At 60.5% G+C, this 25,995-nt stretch carries 29 protein-coding genes; 8 read left to right on the top strand and 21 right to left on the bottom strand.

Features of this window, described 5'->3' with window-relative positions; translation table 11 throughout:
• Nucleotides 1–207: 207 nt before the first annotated feature.
• The 3 genes from dapD to JJQ51_RS27985 all read left to right on the top strand — a co-directional run bounded on the left by dapD (nt 208) and on the right by JJQ51_RS27985 (nt 3,004).
• Nucleotides 208–1,065 carry a 2,3,4,5-tetrahydropyridine-2,6-dicarboxylate N-succinyltransferase gene (gene dapD, locus JJQ51_RS27995; protein ID WP_113351300.1) on the top strand — a complete coding sequence of 286 codons (858 nt, stop codon included), beginning with the start codon at nt 208–210 and terminating at the stop codon, nt 1,063–1,065.
• Nucleotides 1,066–1,224: 159 nt separating this feature from the next.
• Entirely contained in the window at nt 1,225–2,418 is a 1,194-nt protein-coding gene (gene dapE / locus JJQ51_RS27990) for a succinyl-diaminopimelate desuccinylase (protein WP_113351301.1), read from the top strand.
• The gene (locus tag JJQ51_RS27985) at nt 2,405–3,004 is read left to right on the top strand and encodes a hypothetical protein (RefSeq protein WP_113330009.1); all 600 of its coding nucleotides are present in this window, start codon (nt 2,405–2,407) and stop codon (nt 3,002–3,004) included. Before dapE ends, JJQ51_RS27985 begins: the two co-directional genes overlap by 14 nt.
• 12 nt (nt 3,005–3,016) lie before the next feature.
• Here JJQ51_RS27985 and arsC read toward each other — a convergent pair whose 3' ends face one another.
• The 6 genes from arsC to def form a co-directional block, all read right to left on the bottom strand.
• Complete coding sequence (gene arsC, locus JJQ51_RS27980; protein WP_113330008.1) at nt 3,017–3,418, bottom strand: arsenate reductase (glutaredoxin); 402 nt, start codon at nt 3,416–3,418, stop codon at nt 3,017–3,019.
• The gene (truA, locus tag JJQ51_RS27975) at nt 3,396–4,202 is read right to left on the bottom strand and encodes a tRNA pseudouridine(38-40) synthase TruA (protein WP_113351302.1); all 807 of its coding nucleotides are present in this window, start codon (nt 4,200–4,202) and stop codon (nt 3,396–3,398) included. The genes arsC and truA overlap by 23 nt, the downstream gene beginning before the upstream one ends.
• A complete protein-coding gene (fmt, locus tag JJQ51_RS27970) occupies nt 4,202–5,149 on the bottom strand; it encodes a methionyl-tRNA formyltransferase (RefSeq protein ID WP_113351517.1) in 948 nt (315 codons plus the stop codon). The genes truA and fmt overlap by 1 nt, the downstream gene beginning before the upstream one ends.
• A gap of 72 nt (nt 5,150–5,221) precedes the next feature.
• Nucleotides 5,222–5,641, bottom strand: coding sequence for a type II toxin-antitoxin system VapC family toxin (locus tag JJQ51_RS27965; protein WP_113330006.1), 420 nt, complete (start codon nt 5,639–5,641; stop codon nt 5,222–5,224).
• A gap of 15 nt (nt 5,642–5,656) precedes the next feature.
• Nucleotides 5,657–5,917 (bottom strand): FitA-like ribbon-helix-helix domain-containing protein, encoded by a 261-nt coding sequence (locus JJQ51_RS27960; RefSeq protein ID WP_113351303.1) that lies wholly within the window; start codon nt 5,915–5,917, stop codon nt 5,657–5,659.
• Nucleotides 5,918–5,982: 65 nt separating this feature from the next.
• Complete coding sequence (gene def / locus JJQ51_RS27955) at nt 5,983–6,498, bottom strand: peptide deformylase (protein ID WP_095433821.1); 516 nt, start codon at nt 6,496–6,498, stop codon at nt 5,983–5,985.
• Nucleotides 6,499–6,684: 186 nt separating this feature from the next.
• On the opposite strand from def, the gene JJQ51_RS27950 reads away from it, so the two are divergent.
• The 3 genes from JJQ51_RS27950 to JJQ51_RS27940 all read left to right on the top strand — a co-directional run bounded on the left by JJQ51_RS27950 (nt 6,685) and on the right by JJQ51_RS27940 (nt 11,404).
• Nucleotides 6,685–7,863: a DNA recombination protein RmuC gene (locus JJQ51_RS27950; RefSeq protein WP_113351304.1), complete on the top strand. Its 1,179-nt coding sequence runs from the start codon at nt 6,685–6,687 to the stop codon at nt 7,861–7,863.
• Nucleotides 7,864–7,964: 101 nt separating this feature from the next.
• Nucleotides 7,965–8,864, top strand: a complete 900-nt coding sequence (locus tag JJQ51_RS27945) for a ribokinase (RefSeq protein ID WP_152093765.1) — start codon at nt 7,965–7,967, stop codon at nt 8,862–8,864.
• Nucleotides 8,865–9,058: 194 nt separating this feature from the next.
• Nucleotides 9,059–11,404: a methyl-accepting chemotaxis protein gene (locus JJQ51_RS27940; RefSeq protein WP_269245551.1), complete on the top strand. Its 2,346-nt coding sequence runs from the start codon at nt 9,059–9,061 to the stop codon at nt 11,402–11,404.
• 66 nt (nt 11,405–11,470) lie between these two features.
• Here the strand turns inward: JJQ51_RS27940 and JJQ51_RS27935 are convergent, their stop codons facing one another.
• Nucleotides 11,471–12,415, bottom strand: a complete 945-nt coding sequence (locus JJQ51_RS27935; protein ID WP_152093767.1) for a nucleoside hydrolase — start codon at nt 12,413–12,415, stop codon at nt 11,471–11,473.
• Between the two features lie 231 nt (nt 12,416–12,646).
• Here JJQ51_RS27935 and JJQ51_RS27930 point away from each other — a divergent pair, with 231 nt between their 5' ends.
• Both JJQ51_RS27930 and JJQ51_RS27925 read left to right on the top strand, forming a co-directional pair.
• Nucleotides 12,647–13,078, top strand: coding sequence for an Hsp20 family protein (locus tag JJQ51_RS27930; RefSeq protein ID WP_113351307.1), 432 nt, complete (start codon nt 12,647–12,649; stop codon nt 13,076–13,078).
• 157 nt (nt 13,079–13,235) lie between these two features.
• Nucleotides 13,236–13,493, top strand: a complete 258-nt coding sequence (locus JJQ51_RS27925) for a DUF1150 family protein (protein WP_069611167.1) — start codon at nt 13,236–13,238, stop codon at nt 13,491–13,493.
• Between the two features lie 160 nt (nt 13,494–13,653).
• On the opposite strand, the gene trmB is transcribed toward JJQ51_RS27925, so the two are convergent.
• The 14 genes from trmB to JJQ51_RS27855 all read right to left on the bottom strand — a co-directional run bounded on the left by trmB (nt 13,654) and on the right by JJQ51_RS27855 (nt 25,973).
• Nucleotides 13,654–14,355: a tRNA (guanine(46)-N(7))-methyltransferase TrmB gene (gene trmB / locus JJQ51_RS27920; RefSeq protein WP_113330001.1), complete on the bottom strand. Its 702-nt coding sequence runs from the start codon at nt 14,353–14,355 to the stop codon at nt 13,654–13,656.
• The gene (gene metK, locus JJQ51_RS27915) at nt 14,352–15,605 is read right to left on the bottom strand and encodes a methionine adenosyltransferase (RefSeq protein WP_269245550.1); all 1,254 of its coding nucleotides are present in this window, start codon (nt 15,603–15,605) and stop codon (nt 14,352–14,354) included. Before metK ends, trmB begins: the two co-directional genes overlap by 4 nt.
• Before the next feature lie 187 nt (nt 15,606–15,792).
• Nucleotides 15,793–16,212: a helix-turn-helix domain-containing protein gene (locus JJQ51_RS27910; RefSeq protein WP_041677790.1), complete on the bottom strand. Its 420-nt coding sequence runs from the start codon at nt 16,210–16,212 to the stop codon at nt 15,793–15,795.
• A 151-nt stretch (nt 16,213–16,363) separates the two neighbouring features.
• Complete coding sequence (gene lnt, locus JJQ51_RS27905; RefSeq protein WP_269245549.1) at nt 16,364–17,965, bottom strand: apolipoprotein N-acyltransferase; 1,602 nt, start codon at nt 17,963–17,965, stop codon at nt 16,364–16,366.
• A 78-nt stretch (nt 17,966–18,043) separates the two neighbouring features.
• Nucleotides 18,044–19,216, bottom strand: coding sequence for a hemolysin family protein (locus JJQ51_RS27900; protein ID WP_269245548.1), 1,173 nt, complete (start codon nt 19,214–19,216; stop codon nt 18,044–18,046).
• Nucleotides 19,217–19,241: 25 nt separating this feature from the next.
• Nucleotides 19,242–19,748, bottom strand: coding sequence for an rRNA maturation RNase YbeY (ybeY, locus tag JJQ51_RS27895; protein ID WP_269245547.1), 507 nt, complete (start codon nt 19,746–19,748; stop codon nt 19,242–19,244).
• A gap of 19 nt (nt 19,749–19,767) precedes the next feature.
• Complete coding sequence (locus JJQ51_RS27890; RefSeq protein WP_069611161.1) at nt 19,768–20,820, bottom strand: PhoH family protein; 1,053 nt, start codon at nt 20,818–20,820, stop codon at nt 19,768–19,770.
• Between the two features lie 30 nt (nt 20,821–20,850).
• Complete coding sequence (miaB, locus tag JJQ51_RS27885) at nt 20,851–22,263, bottom strand: tRNA (N6-isopentenyl adenosine(37)-C2)-methylthiotransferase MiaB (RefSeq protein WP_113351312.1); 1,413 nt, start codon at nt 22,261–22,263, stop codon at nt 20,851–20,853.
• Nucleotides 22,264–22,324: 61 nt separating this feature from the next.
• A complete protein-coding gene (locus JJQ51_RS27880) occupies nt 22,325–23,122 on the bottom strand; it encodes a lysophospholipid acyltransferase family protein (RefSeq protein WP_113351313.1) in 798 nt (265 codons plus the stop codon).
• 30 nt (nt 23,123–23,152) lie between these two features.
• Nucleotides 23,153–23,581, bottom strand: coding sequence for a Fur family transcriptional regulator (locus JJQ51_RS27875; protein WP_095433808.1), 429 nt, complete (start codon nt 23,579–23,581; stop codon nt 23,153–23,155).
• 39 nt (nt 23,582–23,620) lie between these two features.
• Nucleotides 23,621–24,115, bottom strand: a complete 495-nt coding sequence (locus JJQ51_RS27870; protein WP_113329994.1) for a GNAT family N-acetyltransferase — start codon at nt 24,113–24,115, stop codon at nt 23,621–23,623.
• Between the two features lie 2 nt (nt 24,116–24,117).
• Nucleotides 24,118–24,774: a tRNA (adenosine(37)-N6)-threonylcarbamoyltransferase complex dimerization subunit type 1 TsaB gene (gene tsaB / locus JJQ51_RS27865; protein ID WP_113351314.1), complete on the bottom strand. Its 657-nt coding sequence runs from the start codon at nt 24,772–24,774 to the stop codon at nt 24,118–24,120.
• A 24-nt stretch (nt 24,775–24,798) separates the two neighbouring features.
• Nucleotides 24,799–25,365, bottom strand: a complete 567-nt coding sequence (locus tag JJQ51_RS27860; protein WP_069611377.1) for a NifU family protein — start codon at nt 25,363–25,365, stop codon at nt 24,799–24,801.
• Between the two features lie 116 nt (nt 25,366–25,481).
• Nucleotides 25,482–25,973, bottom strand: a complete 492-nt coding sequence (locus tag JJQ51_RS27855) for a universal stress protein (RefSeq protein ID WP_095433804.1) — start codon at nt 25,971–25,973, stop codon at nt 25,482–25,484.
• Nucleotides 25,974–25,995 lie beyond the last annotated feature (22 nt).

Below are 25,995 nucleotides of genomic sequence, written 5' to 3'. Positions count from 1 at the left end.
GCCTTTCAAATCGATCATGACGGGCAGTTTCCGTCCGCGAACGGAAATAGCCAAGCTCTTGCATATGCCCCTACAACGCCTTGAATCCAAGCTCAATCGGCGCGGAAAAGACATTCCATTTTCGGCATGCATGCTATAGGACCAATCGACCGCATCCGGAGCTTTATCCGGAAAACACGATAGGCCCTGACGTTGTAAGGAATTCCCATGAGCGCTACCGATCTCGCCTCCCTCGAAAAGTCCATCGAGGCTGCCTTCGACAATCGCGACAATGTGAACACGTCGACGCGCGGCGAAGTCCGCGATGCCGTCGAAACGGCGCTCAATCTCCTCGATAGCGGCAAGGTTCGCGTGGCCGAACGTGGTGCCGATGGCAACTGGACCGTCAACCAGTGGCTCAAGAAAGCGGTTCTGCTCTCCTTCCGCCTCAACGACATGAAGATCGTCGAAGGTGGCTCCGGCGGCGCCACCTGGTGGGACAAGGTTCCCTCGAAGTTCGAAGGCTGGGGTGAGAACCGCTTCCGCGAAGCGGGTTTCCGCGCCGTGCCGAACGCAGTCGTACGTCATTCCGCCTATATCGCCCCCAACGCCATCCTGATGCCGTCCTTCGTCAATCTCGGCGCTTATGTCGGCGAAGGCACCATGGTCGACACCTGGGCGACGGTCGGCTCCTGCGCTCAGATCGGCAAACATGTGCATCTTTCCGGCGGCGTCGGCATCGGCGGTGTGCTGGAGCCGATGCAGGCCGGCCCGACCATCATCGAAGACAATTGCTTCATCGGCGCCCGCTCCGAAGTCGTCGAAGGCTGCATCATCCGTGAAGGCTCCGTGCTTGGCATGGGCGTGTTCATCGGCAAGTCCACCAAGATCGTCGATCGCGCCACCGGCGAGATCACCTATGGCGAAGTTCCGCCATATTCGGTCGTCGTCGCCGGCTCTCTGCCGAGCGGCAACGCCATGGCAAACGGCCAGCCGGCCCCGAGCCTCTATTGCGCCGTCATCGTCAAGCGCGTTGATGAAAAGACCCGCTCGAAGACCGGCATCAACGAGCTGCTGCGCGACTAATCTCGCAAAATTTGGGAAGCGCGGTTGCCATATCGCGCTTCCCTCATGCTTGCCGGGTGAGCATGCCTGTGCGATTGCTGGAATCGCGGCAAAGATTTTCGAGTCGTCACCGATCCTTTGCCATCGCTTTGCCATTTCCCGCCGGATAAGTTGCCTCCGATGACTGTTACCAATCCCATTACGAACCTGCAGACTCTGATCCGCTGCGCCTCCGTCACCCCGGCCGAAGGCGGCGCGCTGACCGCGCTTGCCGATATGCTGCAGCCACTCGGCTTCAAGATCGATCGCATGACGGCGAGCGAGGCGGGAACGCCCGATATAGAAAATCTCTATGCGCGGCTCGGCACGGACGGACCGCATCTGATGTTTGCCGGGCATACGGATGTGGTGCCGGTCGGCGATGCCGCTTCGTGGAGCCACCCGCCCTTTGCCGCCGAGATCGCCGATGGCGAGCTTTTCGGCCGTGGCGCCGTCGACATGAAGGGCGGCATCGCCTGCTTCGTGGCAGCGGTTGCGCGTCACATCGAGAAGCATGGCAGACCCGCCGGCTCAATCTCCTTCCTGATTACCGGTGACGAAGAAGGACCCGCGATCAACGGCACCGTGAAGCTGCTGCAATGGGCGGCCGAGCGCGGCGAGACATGGGATGCCTCCCTCGTCGGCGAACCGACCAATCCTGACCGGCTCGGCGACATGATCAAGATCGGTCGCCGCGGCTCGATTTCCGGCACCATCACCGTCCACGGCGTTCAGGGCCATGCCGCCTATCCGCACCTTGCCGACAATCCCGTGCGAAGCCTTATCAAGCTGACGGAATCGCTGCTCGATCCCCCCTTCGATGCCGGCACGGACAATTTCCAGCCGTCGAACCTCGAAGTGACGACGATCGACGTCGGCAATACCGCCACCAATGTCATTCCCGCCAAGGCGACTGCTACCTTCAACATCCGTTTCAACGACACCTGGACCGCCGATACGCTGAAGGCGGAAATCCTGGCGCGCCTGGATGCGGCCGCCGCCGACCAGACGTTGCGGCCCGGGCGTCCGCCGGCGAAATACGACATCGTCTGGTCGGAGCGCCCGAGCCAAGTCTTCCTGACGCGAAACAATGCGCTGATCGCCTCGCTCTCCTCTGCCATCGAAAACATCACCGGTCAAAGGCCGGCGCTGTCGACCACCGGCGGCACGTCCGATGCCCGCTTCATCAAGGACTACTGCCCCGTCGTGGAATTCGGGCTTGTCGGCCAGACCATGCATATGATCGACGAGCGTGTGGCGCTCTCGGATCTCGAAACGCTGACCGGGATCTACCAGACCTTCATCCAGCGCTGGTTCGAGAATGCCGAGCTTTAAGGAAGTCCAATACTACCTGTCCGGCCTGTGGCTGCTGATCCGGATGGATGCACGCGGCTTCCAGTATCTGGACATATCGGACCGCGGCATGATGCGCTCCTTCTGGGCAATTCTCTGGTGCTTGCCGTCGATCGGCATTTCATGGCTGTGGTGGCAAAGGGCCTATCTGACCGCCATGCCGCCGGAGACATCGACGGGCCTTGCTTTCTTTCTGCGCCTGGCCTTGGTCGAATTTGCGAACTGGTTGATCCCGCTCGTGCTTGCTGGCGTGTTGCTGCTGATTTTTCGCTTCGGCGACAAGTTCACGCCGATCGTTGTCGTCGTGAACTGGCTTGGCGTGCCGACATCCTATCTCAATGCGCTGCTCATCGCCTTGATCGCCTTCGTTCCCGGATCCAGCGGGTTGGCGGCGCTGCTGTGGCTGGCACTGATGATGGCGATCATCTTTTCGCTGGCGCGCATGCTCAGAATGATCTGCGGTACGCATCCGCTCTTCATCGGCACGCTGACGCTGGTGCTGCTCATTCCGACCATGCTGCTGACGGACTTCCTGCAGCGCTTCCTCGGCGTCTATCCGCCGGGCTGAGGCAATCGCGTTCTAACGGTTGACGACCTCACCATCTTCCTTGATAAAAGGGCCGATGCCCGGGTTCGGCAGGATATCGAGCACGAGTTCGGAGGGGCGGCAGAGGCGCGCGCCTTTCTCCGTCACCACGATCGGGCGGTTGATGAGGATCGGGTGTTCCATCATCCGGTCAAGCAGCTGATCGTCGGTGAGATCGGGATTGCCGAGACCGAGTTCGTCATAGGGCGTTCCCTTTTGGCGGAGAAGATCACGAACCGTCAGGCCCATGGCGGCAATGAGCTCCACCAGCCGTTCGCGGCTGGGCGGCGTTTTCAGATATTCGATAACGACGGGTTCTTCGCCGGACTGGCGGATCATCGCCAGCGTATTGCGAGAGGTGCCGCAGGCGGGATTATGATAGATCGTCACCGTCATCGATATCCTCCCCTTCACTGCCGGCCGAACCGGCACCGTCACGATAATCCACCTGCATGAAATAGAGCCCATCTGGTGGGGCGACAGGGCCACAGGCCTTGCGATCCTTGGCTTCCAGTGCCGCGCGCACATCCTCGGGTGTCCATTTGCCCTCGCCCGCGAGCTTCAACGTGCCGGCGAAGGAGCGGATCTGATTGTGCAGGAAGCTCTGCGCCGTGGCACGGATCTCGATCAGTTCGCCGCTGCGCATCACGTCCAGCCGGTCGAGCGTACGCACCGGGCTGTTTGCCTGGCAATGCGCGGAGCGAAAGGTGGTGAAATCATGCCGTCCCACAAGGGTCTGCGCCGCGGCGTGCATGACCTCATGATCCATATCCTTCGGCACCCACCATGCACGCCCGGCTTCCAAAGCCAAAGGTGCGCGGCGGGCGACGATACGGTAAAGATAGTGGCGGCGGATGGCCGAGAAGCGTGCATCGAAGCTTTGGTCGACCTCGACGATATCGAGAATGGCGATGCGGTCACCGGCCATCCTCAGATGGGCATTGAGCGCATTGCGCAGGGTGTAAATCTTCCATTCCTTGGAGAGGTCGGCATGCATGACCTGACCCATGGCATGCACGCCGGAATCGGTACGTCCCGCCCCGCGGATCGAAACGGTTTCGCCGGTCAAGGACAGGATGGCGCCTTCGATCGCACCCTGCACGGAGGGACCGTTTTCCTGGCGCTGCCAGCCGACATAGGGAACGCCGTCATATTCGACGGTCATTTTGTAACGCGGCATCAGGCTTGCTCCGAGGCGAGCACGGTGCCCAGCGAGATCGGCGTGCCGCGCAGGAAATCCGCCGCCGCCAAAGGCTTGCCGCCGGCCTTCTGCAACTTCGTGAGCCTGATGGCGCCGGAGGCGCAGGCAATGACGAGATCCTCTGTCAGCACCTGGCCAGGCGCTCCATTACCATCGGCCAATTCCGAACCCAGCACCTTGATGCGCTCGGGACGACCGGCGATTTCGGCCTCGAACCAGGCGCCGGGAAAAGGCGACAGGCCGCGAATATGATTGTGAACATCGGCTGCCGACTTGCCGAAATCGATGCGCGTTTCACCCTTGTCGATCTTTGCGGCATAAAGAACACCCTCGGATGGCTGCGCGGTCAATGGCAGCTCATCGTGCTCCAGCTTGTTCATGGCCTCGGCCATGGCTTTTGCGCCGACGAGCATCAGCTTGTCATGCAGTTCACCCGCGGTCATGGCGTCACCGATCTCGACTTCGCGTGTCAGCGCGACCGGGCCGGTATCCAGCCCCTTGTCCATCTTCATCACCATCATGCCGGTCTTGGCGTCGCCAGCCATGATCGCCCGTTGGATAGGGGCTGCCCCGCGCCAGCGCGGCAGTAGGGAGGCATGGCCGTTGTAGCAGCCGAGACGCGTGCCCGACAGAATTGCCTCCGGCAGCAGCAGGCCATAGGCGACGACGACGGCGACATCGGCATGCAGATCGCGAAAACGCTGGCGTTCGTCGGGATCTTTGAAATTGACCGGCGTGAACACTGGCAGCCCCAACAGCTCAGCCGCTTGATGCACCGGCGATTTCTGCAGATCCAGCCCTCGCCGGCCGCCGGGGCGCGGCGGTTGCGTATAAACGGCACGAATCTTATGTCCGGCATCGATCAGGGACCGCAATGTCGGCACGGAGAATTCGGGCGTTCCCATAAAGATGATATTGAGCGACATGCGATCCATCCGGCTAAGATATCAGGTTTCGAATGACCCCGCGGTGATGGCACGCGCCATCGGGGTCCGACGCTAGCCGCCTTCAAACGGGTTTATGAGCTTGAGATCAAGCCCCTCGAAGTCTTTTGTGTTGCGCGTCGCCAATGTCGCGCCGTTCGCAAGGCAGATGGCGGCGATCATGGCGTCCTTCGTTTCCATCCTTCGCCCAATCTTGTGGCGCTGAGCGGAGATTACTCCGTATTGATGGGCAGCATTGCTCGAAAATCCCAGAACGCGGCCCGAAAACTCTGCCTCTATCGCGTCCAGCTCCGCAATCAACGCCGCCTTGCGCTTCCCGTCAGCCAGGAGCTCCAGTCCGAACCTGATCTCGCCGATGGTGATGGTTGTCAGAAAAACGGCCTCGATGGCGACGCTATCAAGCCAGGACAATATGCGTTCACTATGCAGCCGCCCTTGCAGCTCCGATACGACATTCGTGTCCAGAACGATCATGCGCACGCCACGGGGCTAGTCGAAATGGGGCGGTTCGCGATCCGGCGCATTTCGAAACGTGTTGATCGCCTCAATTTCTTCTTCGCTCAGCTTTTCTACGCCGAGAACAACTCTCAATCGCTGCCCCGCCGACTCGCTTCCATCCCGCTCGCGCCCGAGCGACTGACGCAGCAGTTCGATCGCCTCATCCGAGAGGCTGCGGCCATGCCTGCTGGCATTGGCCTGCAACTGCTTCTTCAAGCTGTCCTCGATGCCGCGCAACAACAGATCGCCCATTCGCGCCTCCATTTGATATCAATGATATCATAGGCATCTCAGGCCGATCTTTCAATGGCCGGGGACTATAGAGCCTTCGACTTGGCGGCCTTGGTGAACTTCTTGATGACCATGTCGCGCTTCAGGCGGGAAATATAGTCGATGAAAAGCACGCCGTTCAGGTGGTCGATCTCATGCTGCACGCAGGTCGCCAGCAGACCATCGGCCTCGGTGAGCTGCTCCTTGCCGTCGCGGTCCAGATGCTTGACGGTGACGCGTGCGGGGCGCTCCACCTCGGCGTAGTAATCCGGAATCGAGAGGCAGCCTTCCTCATAGACCGAGCGCTCATCCGAAGACGCGACGATCTCCGGATTGATGAACACCAGCGGCTTCTTCTCTTCGCCTTCGCGCGCGACATCGATGACGAGCATGCGGCGGGGAACGCCGATCTGGATCGCCGCAAGGCCGATGCCCGGCGCGTCATACATGGTTTCCAGCATGTCGTCGGCGAGGCGCTGAATTTCGGTATCGATCTGCTCGATGGGCTTCGAAGCCTGGCGGAGCAGCGGGTCGGGCAAAATGATAAGTGGCTTGATCGTCATGACGTTTCCCATAACGCATCTTGTTGTGCGATGGAATCGCCAAGATGGCGGTGAGGCAGTGTTTTTTCAACGGCAGCGATCCAAACGGCCACGGATGGCCTCGAAATTTTGTTCACGGTTTGATCTGGATATTCACAACGATTTTGCTATGCTTGCGCGAAGAACTTCATCAGCGCGCCAGGTTTCATGTCTTTCATCATCTTCGGCCAAGCCATTTCCACGGTCCAGCTTCTGACCGGCCTCGTTTTCCTGCTTGCGATCGCAGTCATCGTCCTTTTCGTCCGCGGCAGGGCGCAGGCGGAGGACGATGAGCTCGATGCCGAGCATACGATGGCGGCGCTGCTGCGGTCGCAGGCGGAGATGCAGGGACGGCTTGCCACCATGGCGGAAGTCTTCGGCTCCAGACAGGCCGAGCTCAATCAGGCCATCGGCCAGCGTCTCGACGGGATGTCGCAGCGGATGACGGCGACCATCGGCGAGCAGACGCGCTCGACCCATGAGAATCTGCGTCGCCTGCAGGAAAGGCTTGCCGTCATCGATGCCGCGCAGACCAATATCCAGACGCTGGCAAAGGATGTCGTCGGCCTGCAGGCCATCCTTTCCAACAAGCAGACGCGTGGCGCCTTCGGCCAGGCACGCATGGAAACCATCATCGCCGATGGACTGCCGATGGGCGCCTATGCATTCCAGGCGACGCTATCGAACGGCTCGCGGCCGGACTGCACTGTTCGCATGCCCAATGGCTCGCCGCCGCTCGTCATCGATGCCAAGTTCCCGCTGGAGGCCTGGAACGCCATTCGTGCTGCCGCCAATCCCGATCAAGGCCGGATCGCGGCCCAGCAATTCCGTAGGGATTTGGAGCTGCATATTCGCGACATTGCCGAGAAATACCTCATTCCCGGCGAGACGCAGGATACGGCCTTTCTCTTCGTGCCGTCCGAGTCGATCTTCGCCGAGATCCACGAGAATTTCGAGGCGATCGTGCAGAAGGCCCAGCGCGCCCGCATCGTCATCGTCTCGCCCTCGCTGCTGATGCTGTCGATCCAGGTCATTCAAGCCGTGCTGAAGGATCAGCGCATGCGCGAGCAGGCTCATGTCATCCAGAGCGAAGTCGCGCATCTGATGGACGACCTCTCGCGCCTGGATGAACGCGTGCGCAAGCTGCAGGGTCATTTCGCCATGGCGCAGAAGGATGTCGACATGATCGTCACCTCGGCCGACAAGCTGGCAAGGCGCGGAGAGCGCATAGAAGCGCTGGAATTCGAGACGGCGAAAGAGCCCGCCAAGACACGCGCGGAAGAGCGGCCCAAGCCGGTCGACAACCGCACGAGCCAACTCAAGCTCAGGGTGGTTGACGAAGACTGATCGCTTCGGCAGTGTCGCGCCCAATCGATGCATGATCCGAAAAGACAAAGGCAGCCTTCGGGCAGGATCATGCAGACGCAACACCCAGGGCAGGATATCGCATGATCACTATTTTCGGCTCCATCAACATGGACCTCATCGCCACCACGGATCGTTTGCCGAAGCCGGGCGAAACGGTTGCCGGCAACGGCTTTTCCACGGCCGCCGGCGGCAAGGGCGCCAATCAGGCGCTGGCTGCCCGGCGGGCCGGCGCGACAGTGCGCATGAGCGGTGCCGTCGGCAATGACGGCTTTGCGGAACCCGCGCTGGACCTGCTTCAGACGGCAGGCACGGATCTTTCCACTGTCCGGCGGGTGTCCGAGCCGACCGGTACCGCTCTCATTCTCGTCGGCGGCGACGGCGAGAACATGATCGCAGTCGTTCCCGGTGCCAACGGCACGAACACGGCCGAAGACGCAACAGCCGCCGTGGCGGCCCTGAACCCCGGCGATACGTTGATGCTGCAGTTTGAGATCCCGGTCGCAGCCGTCGAAACCGCGCTCAACGCCGCGAAGGCAAAGGGCGTGCGCACAGTGCTCAATCTTGCTCCTCTGATCCCGGAGGCTGCCCGCCTCGGCCGCCTTGCCGATATCGTCATCGCCAACGAGACCGAATTCGAGAGACTGGCCGGCCAGGACAACATGTCGGCATCCGAGCGCGAGGCTGCCCTCGTTCGCCTGCACGGCGAAACCGGCCAGACGCTAATCGTCACGCTCGGCGGCGACGGCGTCATCGCCATCCGCGACGGCGAGCTTTCTCGCGCCAAGGGTCTCGTGATCGAGCCGGTGGACACCGTCGGTGCCGGCGACACCTTTTGCGGCTATTTTGCCGCAAGCCTCGATCAGGGCCTGGATTTCCACGCCAGCCTGCGCCGTGCCGCCGTTGCCGGTTCGCTGGCCTGCCTGAAGTCGGGCGCACAGCCTTCCATACCGGTTGCCAGCGAAGTCGCCGAAAAGCTTTAAAGCTAAAATTCCATAAGCATTGCGAAGCGCAATTAATTAAATTTTTGCGCTTCCGCATCATTCTCCTCTGGCCTGGCGCGCATGACCTTCCACACGCGGCAGGAATTCTCACGGCGGCTCCATGACAGGGCCATCCTGCGCCGACCTTGCATTCGGATAATGTGTATCCGACGCATCGCTTTTTCGAGGAAATGATGTTCATCTTTCGTATGAAGTCGCTTGCGGCCAAACTCATCTTGGTCACTGGACTGGCGATCGCACTCGTTCTGCTGATTTCCAATTTTCTGCTGATTTCTCAAACCCGCGATCGCGTCGAGACGCTGACGATGGATCAGGCGAATACCGAGGCCAAGTCCATTTCCAATGAGATTGCGGCAAATGTCGGCGAACTGGCGAGCGCCGCCCGCTCCATGGCTGGTATCCTCGGCCGCGGTCACGAAGGTCACACCTTCGATCGCAAAGGCATCATCAATATCCTCAAGGCGAATGTCGAACAGAATGCTTTTGCCTTCGGCAGCTGGTTCTGCGAACAGCTCGGCACCTTCGACGGTAAAACGACGGAGCTTGCCAACAACAAGGATCAGGGTGTCAACGACAAAGGCGCCTTTACACCCTATTGGTCAAAGACCAAGGATGGCGGCATCCAATTCTCCACGTTCGATAACGATTATACCGCTGCCTGGTGGAAGCTCGCCGCCACGAGCGGCAAGGGCGCAATCACCCCGCCCTATATGGCCGAAGGCACAGACGTTCCGACGACCATGAGCTCGATCGCCTACCCCGTCATGTCGGGCGGCAAGCTGATCGGCGTCGCAGGTGTCGACATCTCCCTTGCTTCGCTTTCCACTAAGCTTCAGAAGCTGCAGCCGTTCGGCACCGGCCGCGTGCTGCTCGTTTCGCAGGATAACAAGTGGTTGGTCGCGCCGAACGCGAACCTGCTGATGAAGGACTATAATGGTTCCGGCGCCGACACCATCAAGGCCGCGCTGACCTCCTCGTCCGCAAGCATCCTCAGAAACCTCTCCGAAGACGGTAGCGAAGAATTCGACCGTGTCGTCTATCCCTTCGCCGTTCCCGGCCTGAACGCCACCTGGGTCGTTCTGATCGACGTTCCGCACAGCGCAATTGCAGCGCCGGTCCGGGATCAGACCTATATGATGATCGTCTCCGGCTTCATCGTGCTGGCTGCAGTCATGTTGGCGCTCTATGCCGCCGTGCGCGGCTTCGTTCAGAAGCCACTTGCCGGTCTTGTCGCAAGCGTCAATCGCCTCAGCACCGGCAATTATGCCGAACCGGTCGCCGGCCAGGCCGGCGCAGACGAAGTTGGCTCGGTCGCCAAGGCTCTGGAAGGTTTCCGCTTTGCGCTTGCCGACACCAAGCGTCTCGAAAGTGAAGCCAACGACCAGCGCCTGGCTGCCGAGGGCGAACGCCGCCGCTCGGAGAGCGAACGCAACGAGAGCGTCGCCCTGCAGCGCCATATCGTCAGCATTCTCGGCCAAAGCCTCGCTGAGCTCTCCAAGGGCAACCTCACTCAACGGATCACGGACGATTTCCCCGGCGAATATGCCCAGCTCAAGCAGGACTTCAATGCCGCGCTGGCGAGCCTCGAGGAGACGGTTCATACCGTCAATGTCAGCGTCGGCAATATCGGCAGTGGCACGGGCGAAATCAGCAACAGTGCCTCGGACCTCGCCCGCCGCACCGAACAGCAGGCGGCAAGCCTGGAAGAGACTGCGGCAGCCCTCAACGAGCTGACCGCGCAGGTCAATTCCAGCGCCGAAAATGCACGCACGGCGGCCAGCAGCGTCAATGCCGCATCAGAGGATGCCGAGCATTCCGGCGAGATCGTGCAAAAGGCTATCGCCTCCATGCACGGCATCGAGCAATCGTCGCAGGAGGTGTCGCGCATTATCGGCGTTATCGACGAAATCGCCTTCCAGACCAACCTTCTGGCACTCAATGCCGGCGTGGAAGCGGCCCGTGCCGGAGAGGCCGGCAAAGGCTTTGCCGTTGTCGCGCAGGAAGTGCGCGAGCTGGCCCAGCGCTCGGCCAATGCCGCCAAGGAGATCAAGACTTTGATCAACGCCTCGGCGGGACAGGTCAAGGAAGGCGTCGATCTTGTCGGCCGCACGGGCGATGCCCTTCACAAGATTGCCCAGCAGGTCATGGAGATCAACGGCTTGATCCGTCAGATCTCCGCTTCCGCGAGCGAGCAGGCGATCGGCCTGAAGGAAATCAACTCGGCCATGAACCAGATGGATCAGGTCACTCAGCAGAATGCCGCAATGGTCGAGGAAACCACCGCTTCGAGCGTCGCGCTTGCCGAGGAAGCCCAATCGCTCAGAGCGCTCGTTGCACGCTTCCGCACCGGCCGTGCTGCCCAGGACAACGCCAGCGCATTGCGGGGGACTGCTCAGCAGATGCGGGCTCCGGTTACACCGCGCAGACCGGCAGCGGCCGTTAGTGCACCGGCACGTAAAGCAATTCCGCAGACCCAGGGCGCCAATGCACTCGCCCAGGACGAATGGGAAGAGTTTTGAACTATCGACTAAATGAGATGCAAAAGGCCGCCGGATCGCTCCGGCGGCCTTTTGCATAGATCTTGATCAGATGCGAGCGAAGCGCTCCGTCAGAAGCGCGAAGAAGCCATCGGCATCGACATCGCGCATGACCTTGGCGTTGCGCTTGCGGTCGGTAACGTGCCACCAGTCGACGACGGTCATGCCGACGGTCAGTTCCGATGTCACCTCGATCTCGACATTGCATTCGCGACCCTTGAAGAGCTCAGGCTTCAGAAGGTAGGCGATGACGGTCGGGTCATGCAGCGGACCGCCGTCCGAACCGTATTTCTCGATATCGAAGCGCTCGAAGAATTGCAGCATTTCGACCATGGCGTTGGCAGGCGGCGTGCCGACGGCGGCGATGCGCTCGACGCGATCTTTTCGCGTCAGCAGCTTATGGGTGACATCGAGTGGCATCATGACGATGGGAACGCCCGAACGGAACACGACATCTGCCGCCTCCGGATCGACATAGATGTTGAACTCGGCGGCCGGCGTGATGTTGCCGCCCTCGAAGAAGCCGCCGCCCATCATCACGAGCTCGCGCACGCGGCCGACGATGTCAGGCGCTTTTTGGAAAGCCATTGCGATATTGGTCAGCGGCCCGAGCGTGCAAAGGGTCACGGCGCCTTCCGGTTCCTTGCGCAGCGTGTCGATGATGAAATCGACGGCGTGGCCCGGCTGCAGTTCCATTGTCGGCTCGGACAGTTCGGGGCCATCGAGGCCGGTCTTGCCATGCACATGTTCGGCCGTGACCAGTTTGCGCTTCAGCGGCGCATCAGCGCCGGCAAACACCTTGACGTCGCGGCGATTGCAGAGCTCGCAGACGATGCGGGCGTTGCGGCTGGTCAGCGGCAGCGGCACGTTGCCGGCAACCGTCGTGATGCCGAGCACCTCGATCTCCTCGCGGCTGCCGAAGGCGAGAAAGATCGCCGCAGCGTCATCCTGACCGGGGTCGGTATCGATGATGATTTTTCTAGGTTCGGTCATGTCTTCAACTTTCCTCCGGTGCAGATCGACAGGCTTTGTCGCGGGTCCGGTCCGGCTTTGTCAAGCGCTCGCTCGTCATGTCACAAAACGATTTTTCACCACGGAATTCGATCTCGCAAATGCGAAGACCTCATGGCTTGCACTCGCAGGCGCGTACTCCCATATTAGGGACAACCGGGTGCTGAAGATCAGGTCCGGAACGGTCGCTTGACACCCAGGGACTTTGAGACGATGAGCCGGACGACTCCCTTTGCCAGCCCGCTGCTTCTGGGCTTCGACACTATGGAAAAGACGCTTGAGCGGATTGCCAAGGTCAGCGACGGTTACCCTCCCTATAATATCGAAAGAATGCGCGCGGACCGCCTGTCGGGCGAGCCGGAACGTCTGCGCATCACGCTGGCGGTCGCCGGCTTTTCCGAGGATGAGCTTGATGTCACCACGGAAGAGAACCAGCTGCTGATCCGCGGACGTCAGATGGAGCAGGGCGAGCGCGACTATCTCTACCGGGGCATCGCTGCCCGGCAATTCCAACGTGTTTTCGTCCTTGCCGATGGCATGCAGGTGCTCGGCGCCACGCTGAAGAACGGTCTGCTCTCCGTCGATCTCATTCGGCCGGAACCGGACCGCGTGGTAAAGAAAATTAACATTTCGGTCTCACAGTAGAACAACGGCCTAGAGCCGCATGATTCAGGCCGAATCGGTCTGAAGTCTGAATCGGCTCTAGAATCAAAGAACTAGAGCACGACGTCACCTAAAAGCCGCTCACACTTTTGGTCATCATGCTCTGGAGCCGTTGGTCCCTCATACTGGAGGTACGAGCATGTTGTTAAAAGAAGCCACCGCCCGCCTGACCCAATCCGAACTTGCCAATATCGGCACCGGTGAGGTCGCCTACATCAGAAAAATGGATTGGTCCGAAGTATCCCGCTGCTTCCCGGAAGCGCCCGATATAGATCCAGATGTGGATCTCTGGGCGCTTTTTGGCGCCGACGGCACCCCGATCCTCTTGACGGATAATCGTTCCAGCACCTTCTATCGTGCTGCCGAGGACGAATTGAAGACGGTCAGCTTGCACTGACCATGAGCGTCGCCCGACGGTGAACGTCACCGTCCGCAAGGACCGCATCGAACCGGCCCCACCTGGCAACGCGCGCGCATGATCCAGACCGCCCAACGGCGGTCGTCACGCAGGATAGTGTGAATATTTCAATCTGAAATTCTCGCCCGTCATTGGGCGATCAGACCCTCTTGAAGGTCAGATAGGCCGACGAGCGCCCTTCGCGCCTGGCCTTCGCTTCGTAGCGCGTGCTCGGCCAGCCCTCATAGGGCGTCAGCCAGTCGGCGGCGTTCTGCGCGGTCCACTCGAAGCCGCCATGCGCCTGGCAATGCTGCAGCGTCCAATTGACGTAGGTGTCGATATCGGAGGCGAAGCAGAAGAGCGCGCCGGGCTTCAGGACGCGATGGAAGCGGGCAAGATTCACCCGAGAGACGAAACGGCGCTTCCAGTGCTTCTTCTTCGGCCAGGGATCAGGATAGAGCAGATCGATCTGATCTAGGCAGCCGTCAGGCAGCCAATCCAGTACCTGCGTCGCGTCGTCATTGTAGACGCGAATATTGCGTGCACCGGCGTCGTCGACGCTAGCAAGCAACTTCTGCATCGAGTTGACGAAAGGTTCCACGCCGATGAAGCCGGTCTTTGGCTGCTCCAGCGCCCGGTGAATCAGATGCTCTCCACCGCCGAAACCGATTTCAAGGCGCAGACGCTCGGTCGGCACCGGGAAAAGGTCGTTCAGCGGCTGCGGCGCCGGGGCGGAAAGGTCGACGATGAACTGCGGCAGCAATGCTTCCAGCTTTTCAGCCTGCTGGCCGCGCAAGGCTTTACCCTTGCGCCGGCCGAAGAATGCTTCCGTCGCCCGCGACCGGCGCTCGGTATCGATCATGCGGCTTCCCGAAGCTTTACGGCGTCCTTGAGAGCCTTCACCAGGTCCGTACGCTCCCAGGAGAAGGAACCGTCACGGCCAGCCTTGCGGCCGAAGTGACCGTAAGCCGAAGTCTTGGCGTAGATCGGCTTGTTGAGGTCGAGGTGGCGGCGGATGCCGGTCGGCGAAAGATCCATGTTCTTGCGGATGGCCGCTTCGACCTGGTCCTCGGTGACGCCTTTGCCCGTGCCGTGCAGATCGACATAGATCGACAGCGGCTGTGCCACGCCGATGGCGTAGGACAGCTGGATCGTGCAGCGGTCGGAAAGACCGGCGGCAACGACGTTCTTTGCGAGGTAGCGCGCAGCATAGGCCGCGGAACGGTCGACCTTGGTCGTGTCCTTGCCCGAGAAGGCACCGCCGCCATGCGGGGCTGCGCCGCCGTAGGTGTCGACGATGATCTTGCGGCCGGTGAGGCCGGCGTCGCCGTCCGGACCGCCGATGACGAACTTGCCCGTGGGATTGATGTACCACTTGCAATCGGAGGCGATCTTCAGGTCGCCGAGCGCTTCGATGATGTAGGGCTCGACGACGGAGCGAACTTTCTTCGAATCCCAGCTGTCGTCGAGATGCTGGGTGGACAGCACGATCGAAGTGACTTCGGAGGGCTTGCCGTCGACGTAACGGACCGTCACCTGGCTCTTGGCGTCCGGGCCGAGCTTGGCAACTTCACCATCGCCCTTCTTGCGGGCGGTAGCGAGCAGCTGCAGAATCTTGTGCGAATAGTAGATCGGCGCCGGCATGAGATCAGGCGTTTCCTTGCAGGCGTAGCCGAACATGATGCCCTGGTCGCCAGCACCTTCGTCGCCCTGCTGGTCGGCGGCATTGTCGACGCCCTGGGCGATATCGGCAGATTGCGAATGCAGGAGCACGTCGATGCGGGCCTTCTTCCAGTGGAAGCCGTCCTGCTCGTAGCCGATATCCTTAATGGCGCGGCGTGCGGCAGCCTTGAACTTCGAAGGATTGATGACGTCGTTGCCATCCTTGTCCTTCTTCATCAGGCTCGGCGGCAAACGCACTTCACCGGCGATGACGACGCGATTGGTGGTGGCAAGGGTCTCGCATGCAATGCGCACGGTCCATGGGTTTACGCCGGTCTTTGCAGCCTCGCGGTAAACCAGATCGACGATTTCATCGGAAATGCGGTCACAAACTTTATCCGGGTGACCTTCGGCAACAGACTCACTCGTAAACAGATAATTCGCGCGCATGCGGGATTCCCCTCAAAGAACAAATCTCTGCTTTTGATATTCGTCTCCGCCTCGAAAAACAAGCCGCACAAGGACATAAATATATCTTTATATCCCCGTTCAAGTGATAAAATTTTGCCGTAAATAGCGAAAAGGCGGCCAAAATGACCGCCTCTCGACTTTGTCGGTTTAACCCCGCTTCGAAGGGTTATTCGGCATCCGCCTCGGCCGCGAGCGCCTTGACCAGCTCGACAACCTTGCGTCGGACCTTGCCATCGGAAATTTTCACGAAGGCGCGGTTGAGCTGCAATCCTTCGGAAGACGACAGAAAGTCGACGACGTAGTTGGAGCTGGACGCCTCTGCCATGCCGCCCGCACCGGCCGCGTGTTCGCCCGGCGCATCCTCGAAAAAGAAGGAAACCGGGACATTGAGGATGCTGGAGATATTCTGGAGGCGGCTGGCGCCAACGCGGTTGGTGCCTTTTTCGTATTTCTGGATTTGTTGAAACGTGATTCCGAGGCTTTCGCCGAGCTTCTCCTGGCTCATGCCAAGCATCGTGCGGCGGAGGCGTATGCGGCTACCGACATGAATGTCGATGGGGTTCGGCTTCTTTTTATTCTCAATCATCATTTTACCCTAACATAGGTTGAATTCAGGACCTGCCACCCGGTACCCTTCACCACCCCTATAACGCCACGTTGCAGCCGACGCCCCCAAGGCCTCCAGTCTACGTTCGAAAGGCGGACATCTAGCACTATGCAATTTTAGGGTTTTTTGGTCAATTCACCCTGAAAATAAAACCCATGCGCGAAATCACGGCAATCATGCCGACTGCTCCGATGATCAACCAAAAGTATGTTTTTCTGGCTTTATCGTCGATGCGCGATACGGTTGCGCCACCCAAAGTAGTATCTATAAAGCCTTGCTGATTATAATCGATACCGGAAAGCACCCGTCCGTGTGCATCAACAAATGCTGAAATGCCGGTATTGGCGCTTCGAATCAACGGCAGCCCCTGCTCCACCGCCCTCACCCTTGCCTGCTGGAAATGCTGGTATGGGCCAGGCGTATCGCCGAACCAGCCGTCGTTCGTGACGTTCAAGATGGCGTCGGCCTGCTGGATCTCCGGAGTCATCTCGTTCGGAAAAATGATCTCGTAACAGATCAGCGGATAGAATTTCAGGCCATCCGGCATGCTCAGCAATTCCCGTTTGGCGGCCGCTGAAAACCCTCCCGGCAGTTCCACGACGTTCTCGATGCCGAGATAGCTCAGAATGTGCTCGAAGGGCACGTATTCGCCGAAGGGGACGAGATGGGTCTTGTCGGACGCACCGATGATCTGTCCGCGACCGTCGATGACATAGATCGAATTGTAATAGCGCGGCTCGACTCCCGGCCCCATGTCTTCGACGCGGACGGCGCCGGTGATCAGGATCTGATCGTCTTCGAGCTGATCGGCAATCCGCGCCAGCGCATCGCGGTTATCGGTGAGGATGAAGGGCACGGCCGTTTCCGGCCAGACAATGATGTCGGGCCGTTTGCCGCCATTGGCAGGCGGCTGGACCGAGAGCGCCAAATGCTTGTCGAAGATGGCGGCACGGTCGGCGGCCGTATCCATCTTGGTTTCCTGGTCGATGGACGGCTGAACGATACGTACCACAGGTGCCGTCTTGGCATCGGCCAACGGCGCTTCCGGCTGGCCCAATGCGTAATAACCATAACCGAAATGAGCGGCGGCGATGAGGACAGCAAGGCCGATCGCCGGCACCCGCCCCTGGCGCGTGCCGAGCAGCGCAGGTGTCGCAAAGACGAAGACGGCAAGCACGGTCACTCCGAGCACGCCGACGACATGCGCCGACTGCATCATCAGCGGAATGGGCATGGCGCCATAGCCGATTGCATTCCAGGGAAAGCCGGTGAAAAGAAAGCTGCGCAGCCATTCCAGGATACCGAAACTGAAGGCAAGCGCGGCGATACGCCCCATGCCGTCGGACCAGAGAACCCGTGCAAGCACGGTCGCGACGCCGTAAAAGACGGCCAGAAAGGCCGGCAGGCCGAGGATTGCCAGCGGCAGCGCCCAGGCGAACTCATCGGCATCGATCAGCAGCGCATGGCCGAGCCACCAGAGGCCGGCGACAAAATAGCCGAAGCCGAACAGCCAGCCGGTGAAGAAAGCCGGCCAGAGGCGCCCGAGCAGACCGCTATCCGGGCCGGCAGCAACGCCATCCAGCAGCCAGACGAGCAGCGTGAACGAGACGAACATTGCCGCGAAGAAGCCGAAAGGCGGCAGCGCCAGCACGCCGATGGCACCGGCCAAGACCGTAAGCAACGCACGTTTGAAACCCCAGACGAGGATCACCCTGCCCGAAAGCCATTCCATGCGTCAGCTCCGTCCAATCGCGAATCAATTGGGCGCAGTCTTTCAAAAATGCAGCGATTTGTCCCGCTCTCACGCCATTTATTGGCGGGCGGCGTCACGCTCGGCCCGCGTTTCTTCGGCGATCGTTTCCGGTGCCGGCAAATCGCGCTCCGGCGTACCGGCATCGCCTTCCAGCTTGACGGTCGGGCGGCGGCGGGCGGCGTGACGCTTACGCGTGATGCGCACCCGCTTGATGCGGCGCGGATCGGCATCGAGAATATGGAATTCGAAACCGGGAAGCGCCTGCACCAGCTCGCCACGCACCGGAATGCGGCCCAGCGCGGAGAAGATCAGGCCGCCGAGCGTGTCCACCTCGTCCACCTGCTCGGCGATGTCGAAATCCGGACCGATCGCGGCTGCGATCTCCTCCAGCTCGACACGGGCGTCGGCTACGAAGACATCCTCGGAGACGCGCTTGAACATCACTTCTTCGTCGTCGTGCTCGTCATCGATATCGCCGACGACCATTTCGACGATGTCCTCATGCGACGCCAGGCCGTCCGTGCCACCGTATTCATCGATGACGAGGGCCATCTGCGTTCGGTTGACCTGCATGCGGCGCAGGAGATCGGAGGCAAGCATCGAAGGCGGCACGAACAGGATCTTGCGGATGATACCAGCCTCGACCAGCGTCTTCTGCAGATCGACCCGCGACAGATCGAAGTTCGGCTTGGCCGAGCGTGCCGGCTTTTCGGCTGCAGGTGCAGCCGTTGCAGCAGCCGCCGACTTAGCACTGCCGCTGCGGCGCTTGTTGCGGGCCTGTTTGGCGACATAGGACAGCAGGTCGCGGATATGCACCATGCCGCGCGGATCATCGAGCGTGTCGGCATAGACGGGCATGCGCGAGCGGCCGCTTTCCTCGAAGAGGATCATCAGCTCGCCGATGGTGATGTTCTGATCCACGGCCTCGATATCGGCGCGCGGCACCATGACATCCTCGACGCGCACCTCGCGGAAGCGCAGGATGTTGTGCAGCATTGCACGCTCATCGGGCGAAAAGGCATCATCACCGGCAGCGTTGGTCATCAACGCGTCGGCAAGGTCCTCGCGCAAGCGGGCGGCGTCCTGCGCCGGGCGCAGAATCCGCGCGGCACGTGCCCAGAATGAAGAGTGGGATCGCTTGCCGTTGCTACTACTGCCTACCTCGTCGGAGGAGGCTGCGTCGGCTCCGTCTTTGGCCTCGGGGGCCGATCTTGTCGTAAAGTCGCTCATTGTTCCTGGTCAGACAGGGTTCAGATCAAATGGGGTCTTGTCCCGCATAGGGATCAGATAGGCCAAGACTAGCCAAAATGCGAGTCTCCAGCCCCTCCATTCTTTCGGCTTCGCTATTATTCATATGGTCGTAGCCGAAGAGATGCAAGAAACCATGCACCATCAAATGCGTCAGATGGTCGTCAAAACTCTTTTCGAGATCCACCGCCTCACGCTCCACCGTCTCCCTAGCGATGATGATATCGCCCAGCATCGGGCCGGGCTTACCGCCCGGTTCGAGCGGAAAAGCTGGAAAGGACAGAACGTTCGTCGCCTTGTCCTGAGAGCGCCATTCCGCATTGATCTCGCGGATCGAAGCGTCGTCAGTAAAGACCAGCGACAATTCAGGGGCCATTTTTGGAAATGGCTGCTTCTCGTGCTTCTTGAGATAATTTGCAGCTTCGCCCAGCACCCGCTCGGCAAGCGACTGCAACATCTCTTCGGAGGGCCAATCGCCCTCCTCCACGCTGATCTGTATATCGAGTTCGGCCATGAGCTTTCGTAACCGCAGATCAGATCTGCGGATCGCTTTCCTCTGCCTTTGCGGCATAGGTGGAATCGTAGGCCCGGACAATGCGCGCCACCAGCGGATGGCGGACGACGTCCGTATCCTTGAAGCGGACGATGGTGATGCCCTCGACGCCATCCAGCAGCTGCAGCGCTTCCACGAGGCCGGATTTGACGCCGCGCGGCAAGTCGATCTGGCTTGGGTCGCCCGTCACAATCATCCGCGAGTTCTCGCCGAGACGCGTCAGAAACATCTTCATCTGCATGGATGTCGTGTTCTGCGCCTCATCGAGGATAACGGCGGCATTGGAGAGCGTGCGGCCACGCATGAAGGCGAGCGGCGCGATCTCAATGACGCCTGCCGTGATAGCACGCTCGACCTTGTCGCCGGGCATCATGTCGTAAAGCGCGTCATAGAGCGGGCGCAGGTATGGATCGACCTTTTCCTTCATGTCGCCAGGCAGGAAGCCGAGCCGCTCGCCGGCTTCGACGGCCGGGCGCGACAGGATGATCTTTTCAACGGCACCGCGCTCCAGAAGCTGGGCGGCGTGCGCGACGGCGAGATAGGTCTTGCCCGTACCGGCAGGTCCGACACCGAGGACGAGCTCGGACCGCTCCAGCGCCCGCATATAGGCATCCTGGGTCGGCGTCCGCGCAATGATCGTCTTCTTGCGCGTTGAAATCTGCGCCATCGTCAACTTGGCTTTTCTCTCCATGGTCGGCAGCGTCAATTGGTCGTCGGCGGCAACCGCCATGCGGATTGCCCCTTCCACATCGGAACGCTCCACATTGCCGCCTTTTTGCAGCTTGTCATAGAGATAATCGAGCGTGCGGCGTGCCTGATTGGTGGCCAGCACATCGCCTGTGATGACGACGGAATTGCCGCGAGCACGCGCATCAATGCCGAGGCGCTCCTCAAGCAGCTTCAAATTCTGGTCGAACTGCCCGAAAAGCTCACTGGCGAACCGATTATTCTCGAACGTCAGGGTGAAGTGATTGGCGTCGCTCGCGGTGCGGGGCTGGCGCGATGAAGAAGAAACCAATTCCTGTCCGTTCAAGCGGTGCGGCTCCTTGTGCCCGTCCGGAACCTAGAGCAATTCAGCAAAAAGGCTGTTGGTGCTGGTTCCGGTGATTCGTACGTTAATAATGTCACCGATTTGCGATGCTTTTGCATCAACATTCACAGACTGCAGCCAGGGAGAGCGTCCAATCAACTGGCCCGGCATCCGGCCCGGCTTTTCCAGAAGGATATCCACTGTTTTGCCCACACAGGCCTCGGCAAACGCATGCTGCTGCTTCAGCAACAATGCCTGCAAACGCTCCAGCCGCTCGGTCTTGACCTCTTCGGGCACCTGATCCTTCAATTCCGCGCCGGGTGTGCCCGGCCGCGTGGAATATTTGAACGAGAAGGCCTGTGCATAATTCACCTCCTCGATAAGCTTCAGTGTATCCTCAAAATCCTGGTCTGTCTCCCCCGGGAAGCCGACGATGAAATCGCCCGAAAGAGCGATATCCGGGCGTGCAGTGCGGATCTTCTCGATGAGCGTCAGATATTCCGCGGCCGTATGCCGCCTGTTCATCGCCTTCAGGATGCGGTCGGAGCCCGCCTGAACGGGCAGATGCAGATAGGGCATCAGCGTGCGCAGGTCGCGATGGGCGCCGATGAGGCGGTCGTCCATGTCGCGCGGGTGGCTGGTCGTGTAGCGCAGGCGTGCGAGGCCGGGGATCTCTGCCAGGCGATAAAGGAGATCGCCGAGGCTCCAGGCTTCGCCCTTTGGGCCGATGCCGTGCCATGCGTTGACGTTCTGGCCGAGCAGCGTGATTTCGCGCACGCCGCCATCGACCAGCTTCTCGGCCTCTTCGACGATCTGCGCGACCGGGCGGGAGACTTCGGAGCCGCGGGTATAGGGAACGACACAGAAGGTGCAGAACTTGTCGCAGCCTTCCTGCACCGTCAGAAAGGCAGTGACGCCGCGGGCACGTATCTTCGTCTTCTCTGCGATCGGCAGGTGTTCGAACTTGTCCTCGATCGCGTATTCGGTATCGACGACGCGCTGGCCTTCCTTGGCGCGACGCAGCGCGTCCGGCAGGCGATGATACGTTTGCGGGCCGATGACGACATCGACGGCAGGCGCGCGGCGCAGGATTTCCTCGCCCTCGGCTTGCGCGACGCAGCCAGTGACGCCGATCATCATCTCGCGGCCGTCGGCGGCCTTGCGCTTCTTCATTTCGCGTAGGCGGCCAAGCGCGGAATAGACCTTTTCGGCCGCCTTCTCGCGGATGTGGCAGGTGTTCAAAAGGACGAGATCGGCCTCCTCCATGTCCTCGGTCGGCTCATAGCCGTCGCGGGAAAGGGCATCGCTCATCCGCGTGGAATCATAGACGTTCATCTGGCAGCCGTAGGTCTTGATGAAAACCTTGCGGCTGTTGGAGCCATCGCGGGGACCGAGCTGCAAAGCGTCGGCCGCCGGGGCGTCGAGGGTTAGGCTGTCCTTGGTCATGGGCCGCTATGTAGTGGCTTTTGCTTTCGGAGAAAATGGAAAAGTTGGAATCACCTGGAAATCAGGCGATCTCGCGCCCGAGCAGGCGGCTTGCGAGCATATTGCGGATACGCCGCGCAATGGTGGCGCTCACTTCCTTGCGATTGGTGCCGGCGCGATAATCTACCGCCTCGCCAAAGCAGACGTCGACATCGATGGCACCGCACTGGATGATGCCTTTCAGATGCGGCACGAGCTCGATATCGCCAGGCCATGCCGTCAGCGGGCGATAATAGCGGCCCATGGGCGTTCCATGGACGTGGGTATAGGCGACCGCGACCGGCTGGACATGTACGACGCCGTCGGGCGCTTTCGGCAGGGCGGCAGCGGCCGCGCCGAACAGCGAGGACTTGACTTCGAGCAGGCGATTGCCATCCGAAGTCGTGCCTTCGGGGAAAAGCACCATGATCTCGCCGTCTGCCATACGGTCGGCGATTTCGTTCACCTGCGCGCCGGTCTTGCGCTTTTGCTCGCGCTCGACGAAGACGCTTTTCTGCCACTGCGCGAAAAGCCCGAAGATCGGCCAGTCCCGCACTTCCGACTTGGCGATGAAGGAGACATCGGCCACTGCTGAAAGCACGAGAATATCGAGCCAGGACGAATGGTTGGAGGCCAGCATGAGAGGCCGGCTCGTCTCCATCTTGCCGATCACATGGATGCGGACACCAAGCCAATAGCATACGATGCGATGCCAGTAGCGCGGCAGATAGCGCCGGAGCTTCCAGTCAAAGCGCAGACAGAGGATCTGCAGCGGCAGCATCACCGCGCTGACGACACAAATAACCACGGCGGCACAGCCGATGCGCAGCCAGGTCATCAAATCGCTCGCTCCTGCATGAAAGCCTTCACGTCAACCTTCGTCCTTCTTCAGCGGGATGCCGTAAAGCTCCAGCCGGTGGTCGACGAGTTTGAAGCCGTGTTCGCGGGCGATGCGCTCCTGGAGCGCCTCGATCTCCGGCGAGTGGAATTCGATCACTTGACCGCTCTTCAGGTCGATCAGATGGTCGTGGTGCTCTTCCGGCACGGTCTCGTAGCGGGAGCGCCCATCGCGGAAATCGTGGCGGGCAAGAAGGCCGGCGTCCTCGAACAGCTTGACGGTGCGGTAGACCGTGGAGATCGAGATTTTCGCATCCACTTCCACCGAGCGGCGATAGAGCTCCTCGACATCCGGGTGATCGCCGGAGCTCTCGATGATGCGCGCAATGACCCGGCGCTGCTCCGTCATGCGCATGCCGCGCTCGGCGCAAAGCTCCTCCAGGGATTTTACGGCGTCTTCCATCAATCGCTGTCTTCGGTCCAAATGAACTGTGACAAGGGACTAGCGAAGAACGCGGCGCATGACAAGCGCCGTCGATTTCTGTCCGTTTTCGCCGGCATAATAGGCCTTGCGCTCGCCGACCGTCTCGAAACCGAGCTTGCGATAGAGGCCGAGGGCCGGCTGATTGCTGCCGTCGACTTCGAGAAACATAGTTTCGCCGCCGCGATTGCGAGTTTCACGCAACGCCGCCTGCATGAGGCGCCAGCCAAGGCCGGAGCGTCCGAGTTTGGCATTGACGGCGATTGTCAGGATTTCGCCCTCGCCCGCCACATGCCGGGCCAGCACGAAGCCGGGAAGCGCCTTTTTAAGGATGGCATTGGTCTGGCGGGCAACGAAGCCGAAGGTGGTCTCCTGCGAAAGGAGACCCTGAAATTCAGTTTCGTCCCATACCCGCGGGAAGCGTTCGCCATGCAGGAGCGCCACTTCGGCGCAATCCTTCAGTTCCATCGGGACGATTTCGTATTCGGCTTTCAAGGTCAGATAGGATTCGAGCATGTCTATTGCCTGGCAACTGCGTATCCGGCCTGCGGTCTGGCATCGGGTCCGCGAAGATAAAGCGGCTTCGGCTTTTCGCCGGCAGGCTTGCCAGCGCCCAGCCGGGCGACGATGGCAATCGGAAATGCGTCTGGCCGCTCCGCAGGCGGCGCGTCGCTCAACCGGGCGACGGCCGTTCCGGTGACGATGCCATCGAATGCGCCGGCGATTGCCCGCGCTTCATCGATCGTCACGGCTCGAGCCTCGTCCAGCGGGTTGCCATCGGCAGCGAAGCTCTGGAGATAGATCTCCTCGCGCTTGGCATCGATGGCAGCCAGAACCGACTTGCCCGGATTCTGCGCTCTGGCGGTCGCGGCCATGACCTCGAGGGTCGTGACGCCAACCGCTGGAACATTGAGGGAAAGTGCAAAACCACGCGCGGCTGCAACGCCAATGCGGATGCCGGTGAAGGAACCGGGGCCGACGGTCACGACAACACGCTCAATGGCCGAAAGCGTCACACCGGCTTTCGCCAGCGCCTCGTCGACAACGTGCATCAGATGCTCGGCATGCCCCCGTCCGATCGTTTCCGTGACCTCCCCCATCACAGAATCACTGCCGCTATCATACACAGCGGCAGCGCAATCCACACCTGCCGTGTCGAGCGCCAGTACGATCATGTCAATTTTTCCGCTAGGCCGGGATTAGACGGCTTCGACTTCCTGCACTTCCGGAACGAAATGGCGCAGCAGGTTCTGCACGCCATGCTTCAGAGTTGCCGTGGAAGACGGGCAGCCCGAGCACGATCCCTTCATGTTGAGGTAGACCTTGCCGTCACGGAAGCCGCGGAAGGTGATGTCGCCGCCATCCTGGGCAACGGCGGGACGAACGCGGGTATCGAGCAGCTCCTTGATGGTCAGCACGATGGCCTCGTCACCTTCATCGAAGAATTCGCCACCGGCATCCTGCACTTCGGAGAGAACGGATGCCGAGCCCATGACCGGCTTGCCGGACATGAAGTGCTCCATGATCGAACCGAGGATGGCGGGCTTCAGATGCTGCCATTCCTGATTTTCCTTGGAGACGGAAATGAAGTCATAGCCGAAGTAAACGCCGATCACGCCCGGGATTTCGAAGAGGCGAGCAGCGAGCGGCGAAGCTTCGGCTTCCTCGGCGCTGCGGAACTCGGCCGTGCCGTTTTCCATCACCACTTTGCCCGGCAGGAACTTGAGGGTCGCGGGGTTCGGCGTCGCTTCGGTCTGAATGAACATCTTGATCTCCATGCGGCGGGCAGACGCCCGATCCCGACTTTAGAATATTTCAAAAGAAAATAGGCCTTTTGGCCATTCTATTCAAGAGAGTGTTTCTCAAGAAATGGCACACGCGATCAACTCAGCGCGTCGATTTCCTCATTGCTCAGCGTATCCGGGAGCACCGTCACCGGGATCGGGAAAGCAGCGGCACGACCGGCGATCGACGAGACGAGCGGGCCTGGGCCTTCCTTGGCGGAACCGGCGGCAAGCACGAGAAGAGCGATATCTCGATCCTCTTCAATCACGGCATTGATCTGCTCGGCGGCAGCACCCTCGCGGATGACGATTTCAGCGTCGATACCGATGTTTTCGCGCACGGTTTGCGCAGCCTTTGCGGTTGCGGCCTCGGCCTCCTCGCGCGCTTCCGCCCGCATGATCTCCTCGACCCCAAGCCATTGCTGGAAGTCGCCCTCGGGGATCACATAGAGCAGCACGAGGCCGCCATTGGAATTCTTGGCGCGCCGGCCGGCATAATGGACGGCGCGCTGGCATTCAGGCGTGCCGTCGATGACCGCCATGAACTTGCGGCGATGACCTTCGAGCCGTGAGAGACGTTTTGAAACCATGCGGCGACTCTGACACCCGAAG

It is taken from the genome of Rhizobium sp. AG207R (assembly GCF_027109195.1).
Classification (GTDB): Bacteria; Pseudomonadota; Alphaproteobacteria; order Rhizobiales; family Rhizobiaceae; genus Rhizobium; species Rhizobium dioscoreae.
The sequence above is the reverse complement of the archived record's forward strand: the minus strand, read 5'-3'. Positions and strand labels throughout refer to the sequence as shown.

Bases quoted from the DNA above. Each gene is read 5' to 3' on its own strand.
- dapD (WP_113351300.1), top strand. From the start codon at position 208: ATGAGCGCTACCGATCTCGCCTCCCTCGAAAAGTCCATCGAGGCTGCC.
- dapE (WP_113351301.1), top strand. From the start codon at position 1,225: ATGACTGTTACCAATCCCATTACGAACCTGCAGACTCTGATCCGCTGC.
- JJQ51_RS27985 (WP_113330009.1), top strand. From the start codon at position 2,405: ATGCCGAGCTTTAAGGAAGTCCAATACTACCTGTCCGGCCTGTGGCTG.
- arsC (WP_113330008.1), bottom strand. From the start codon at position 3,418: ATGACGGTGACGATCTATCATAATCCCGCCTGCGGCACCTCTCGCAAT.
- truA (WP_113351302.1), bottom strand. From the start codon at position 4,202: ATGCCGCGTTACAAAATGACCGTCGAATATGACGGCGTTCCCTATGTC.
- fmt (WP_113351517.1), bottom strand. From the start codon at position 5,149: ATGTCGCTCAATATCATCTTTATGGGAACGCCCGAATTCTCCGTGCCG.
- JJQ51_RS27965 (WP_113330006.1), bottom strand. From the start codon at position 5,641: ATGATCGTTCTGGACACGAATGTCGTATCGGAGCTGCAAGGGCGGCTG.
- JJQ51_RS27960 (WP_113351303.1), bottom strand. From the start codon at position 5,917: ATGGGCGATCTGTTGTTGCGCGGCATCGAGGACAGCTTGAAGAAGCAG.
- def (WP_095433821.1), bottom strand. From the start codon at position 6,498: ATGACGATCAAGCCACTTATCATTTTGCCCGACCCGCTGCTCCGCCAG.
- JJQ51_RS27950 (WP_113351304.1), top strand. From the start codon at position 6,685: ATGTCTTTCATCATCTTCGGCCAAGCCATTTCCACGGTCCAGCTTCTG.
- JJQ51_RS27945 (WP_152093765.1), top strand. From the start codon at position 7,965: ATGATCACTATTTTCGGCTCCATCAACATGGACCTCATCGCCACCACG.
- JJQ51_RS27940 (WP_269245551.1), top strand. From the start codon at position 9,059: ATGTTCATCTTTCGTATGAAGTCGCTTGCGGCCAAACTCATCTTGGTC.
- JJQ51_RS27935 (WP_152093767.1), bottom strand. From the start codon at position 12,415: ATGACCGAACCTAGAAAAATCATCATCGATACCGACCCCGGTCAGGAT.
- JJQ51_RS27930 (WP_113351307.1), top strand. From the start codon at position 12,647: ATGAGCCGGACGACTCCCTTTGCCAGCCCGCTGCTTCTGGGCTTCGAC.
- JJQ51_RS27925 (WP_069611167.1), top strand. From the start codon at position 13,236: ATGTTGTTAAAAGAAGCCACCGCCCGCCTGACCCAATCCGAACTTGCC.
- trmB (WP_113330001.1), bottom strand. From the start codon at position 14,355: ATGATCGATACCGAGCGCCGGTCGCGGGCGACGGAAGCATTCTTCGGC.
- metK (WP_269245550.1), bottom strand. From the start codon at position 15,605: ATGCGCGCGAATTATCTGTTTACGAGTGAGTCTGTTGCCGAAGGTCAC.
- JJQ51_RS27910 (WP_041677790.1), bottom strand. From the start codon at position 16,212: ATGATTGAGAATAAAAAGAAGCCGAACCCCATCGACATTCATGTCGGT.
- lnt (WP_269245549.1), bottom strand. From the start codon at position 17,965: ATGGAATGGCTTTCGGGCAGGGTGATCCTCGTCTGGGGTTTCAAACGT.
- JJQ51_RS27900 (WP_269245548.1), bottom strand. From the start codon at position 19,216: ATGAGCGACTTTACGACAAGATCGGCCCCCGAGGCCAAAGACGGAGCC.
- ybeY (WP_269245547.1), bottom strand. From the start codon at position 19,748: ATGGCCGAACTCGATATACAGATCAGCGTGGAGGAGGGCGATTGGCCC.
- miaB (WP_113351312.1), bottom strand. From the start codon at position 22,263: ATGACCAAGGACAGCCTAACCCTCGACGCCCCGGCGGCCGACGCTTTG.
- JJQ51_RS27875 (WP_095433808.1), bottom strand. From the start codon at position 23,581: ATGGAAGACGCCGTAAAATCCCTGGAGGAGCTTTGCGCCGAGCGCGGC.
- JJQ51_RS27870 (WP_113329994.1), bottom strand. From the start codon at position 24,115: ATGCTCGAATCCTATCTGACCTTGAAAGCCGAATACGAAATCGTCCCG.
- tsaB (WP_113351314.1), bottom strand. From the start codon at position 24,774: ATGATCGTACTGGCGCTCGACACGGCAGGTGTGGATTGCGCTGCCGCT.
- JJQ51_RS27860 (WP_069611377.1), bottom strand. From the start codon at position 25,365: ATGTTCATTCAGACCGAAGCGACGCCGAACCCCGCGACCCTCAAGTTC.
- JJQ51_RS27855 (WP_095433804.1), bottom strand. From the start codon at position 25,973: ATGGTTTCAAAACGTCTCTCACGGCTCGAAGGTCATCGCCGCAAGTTC.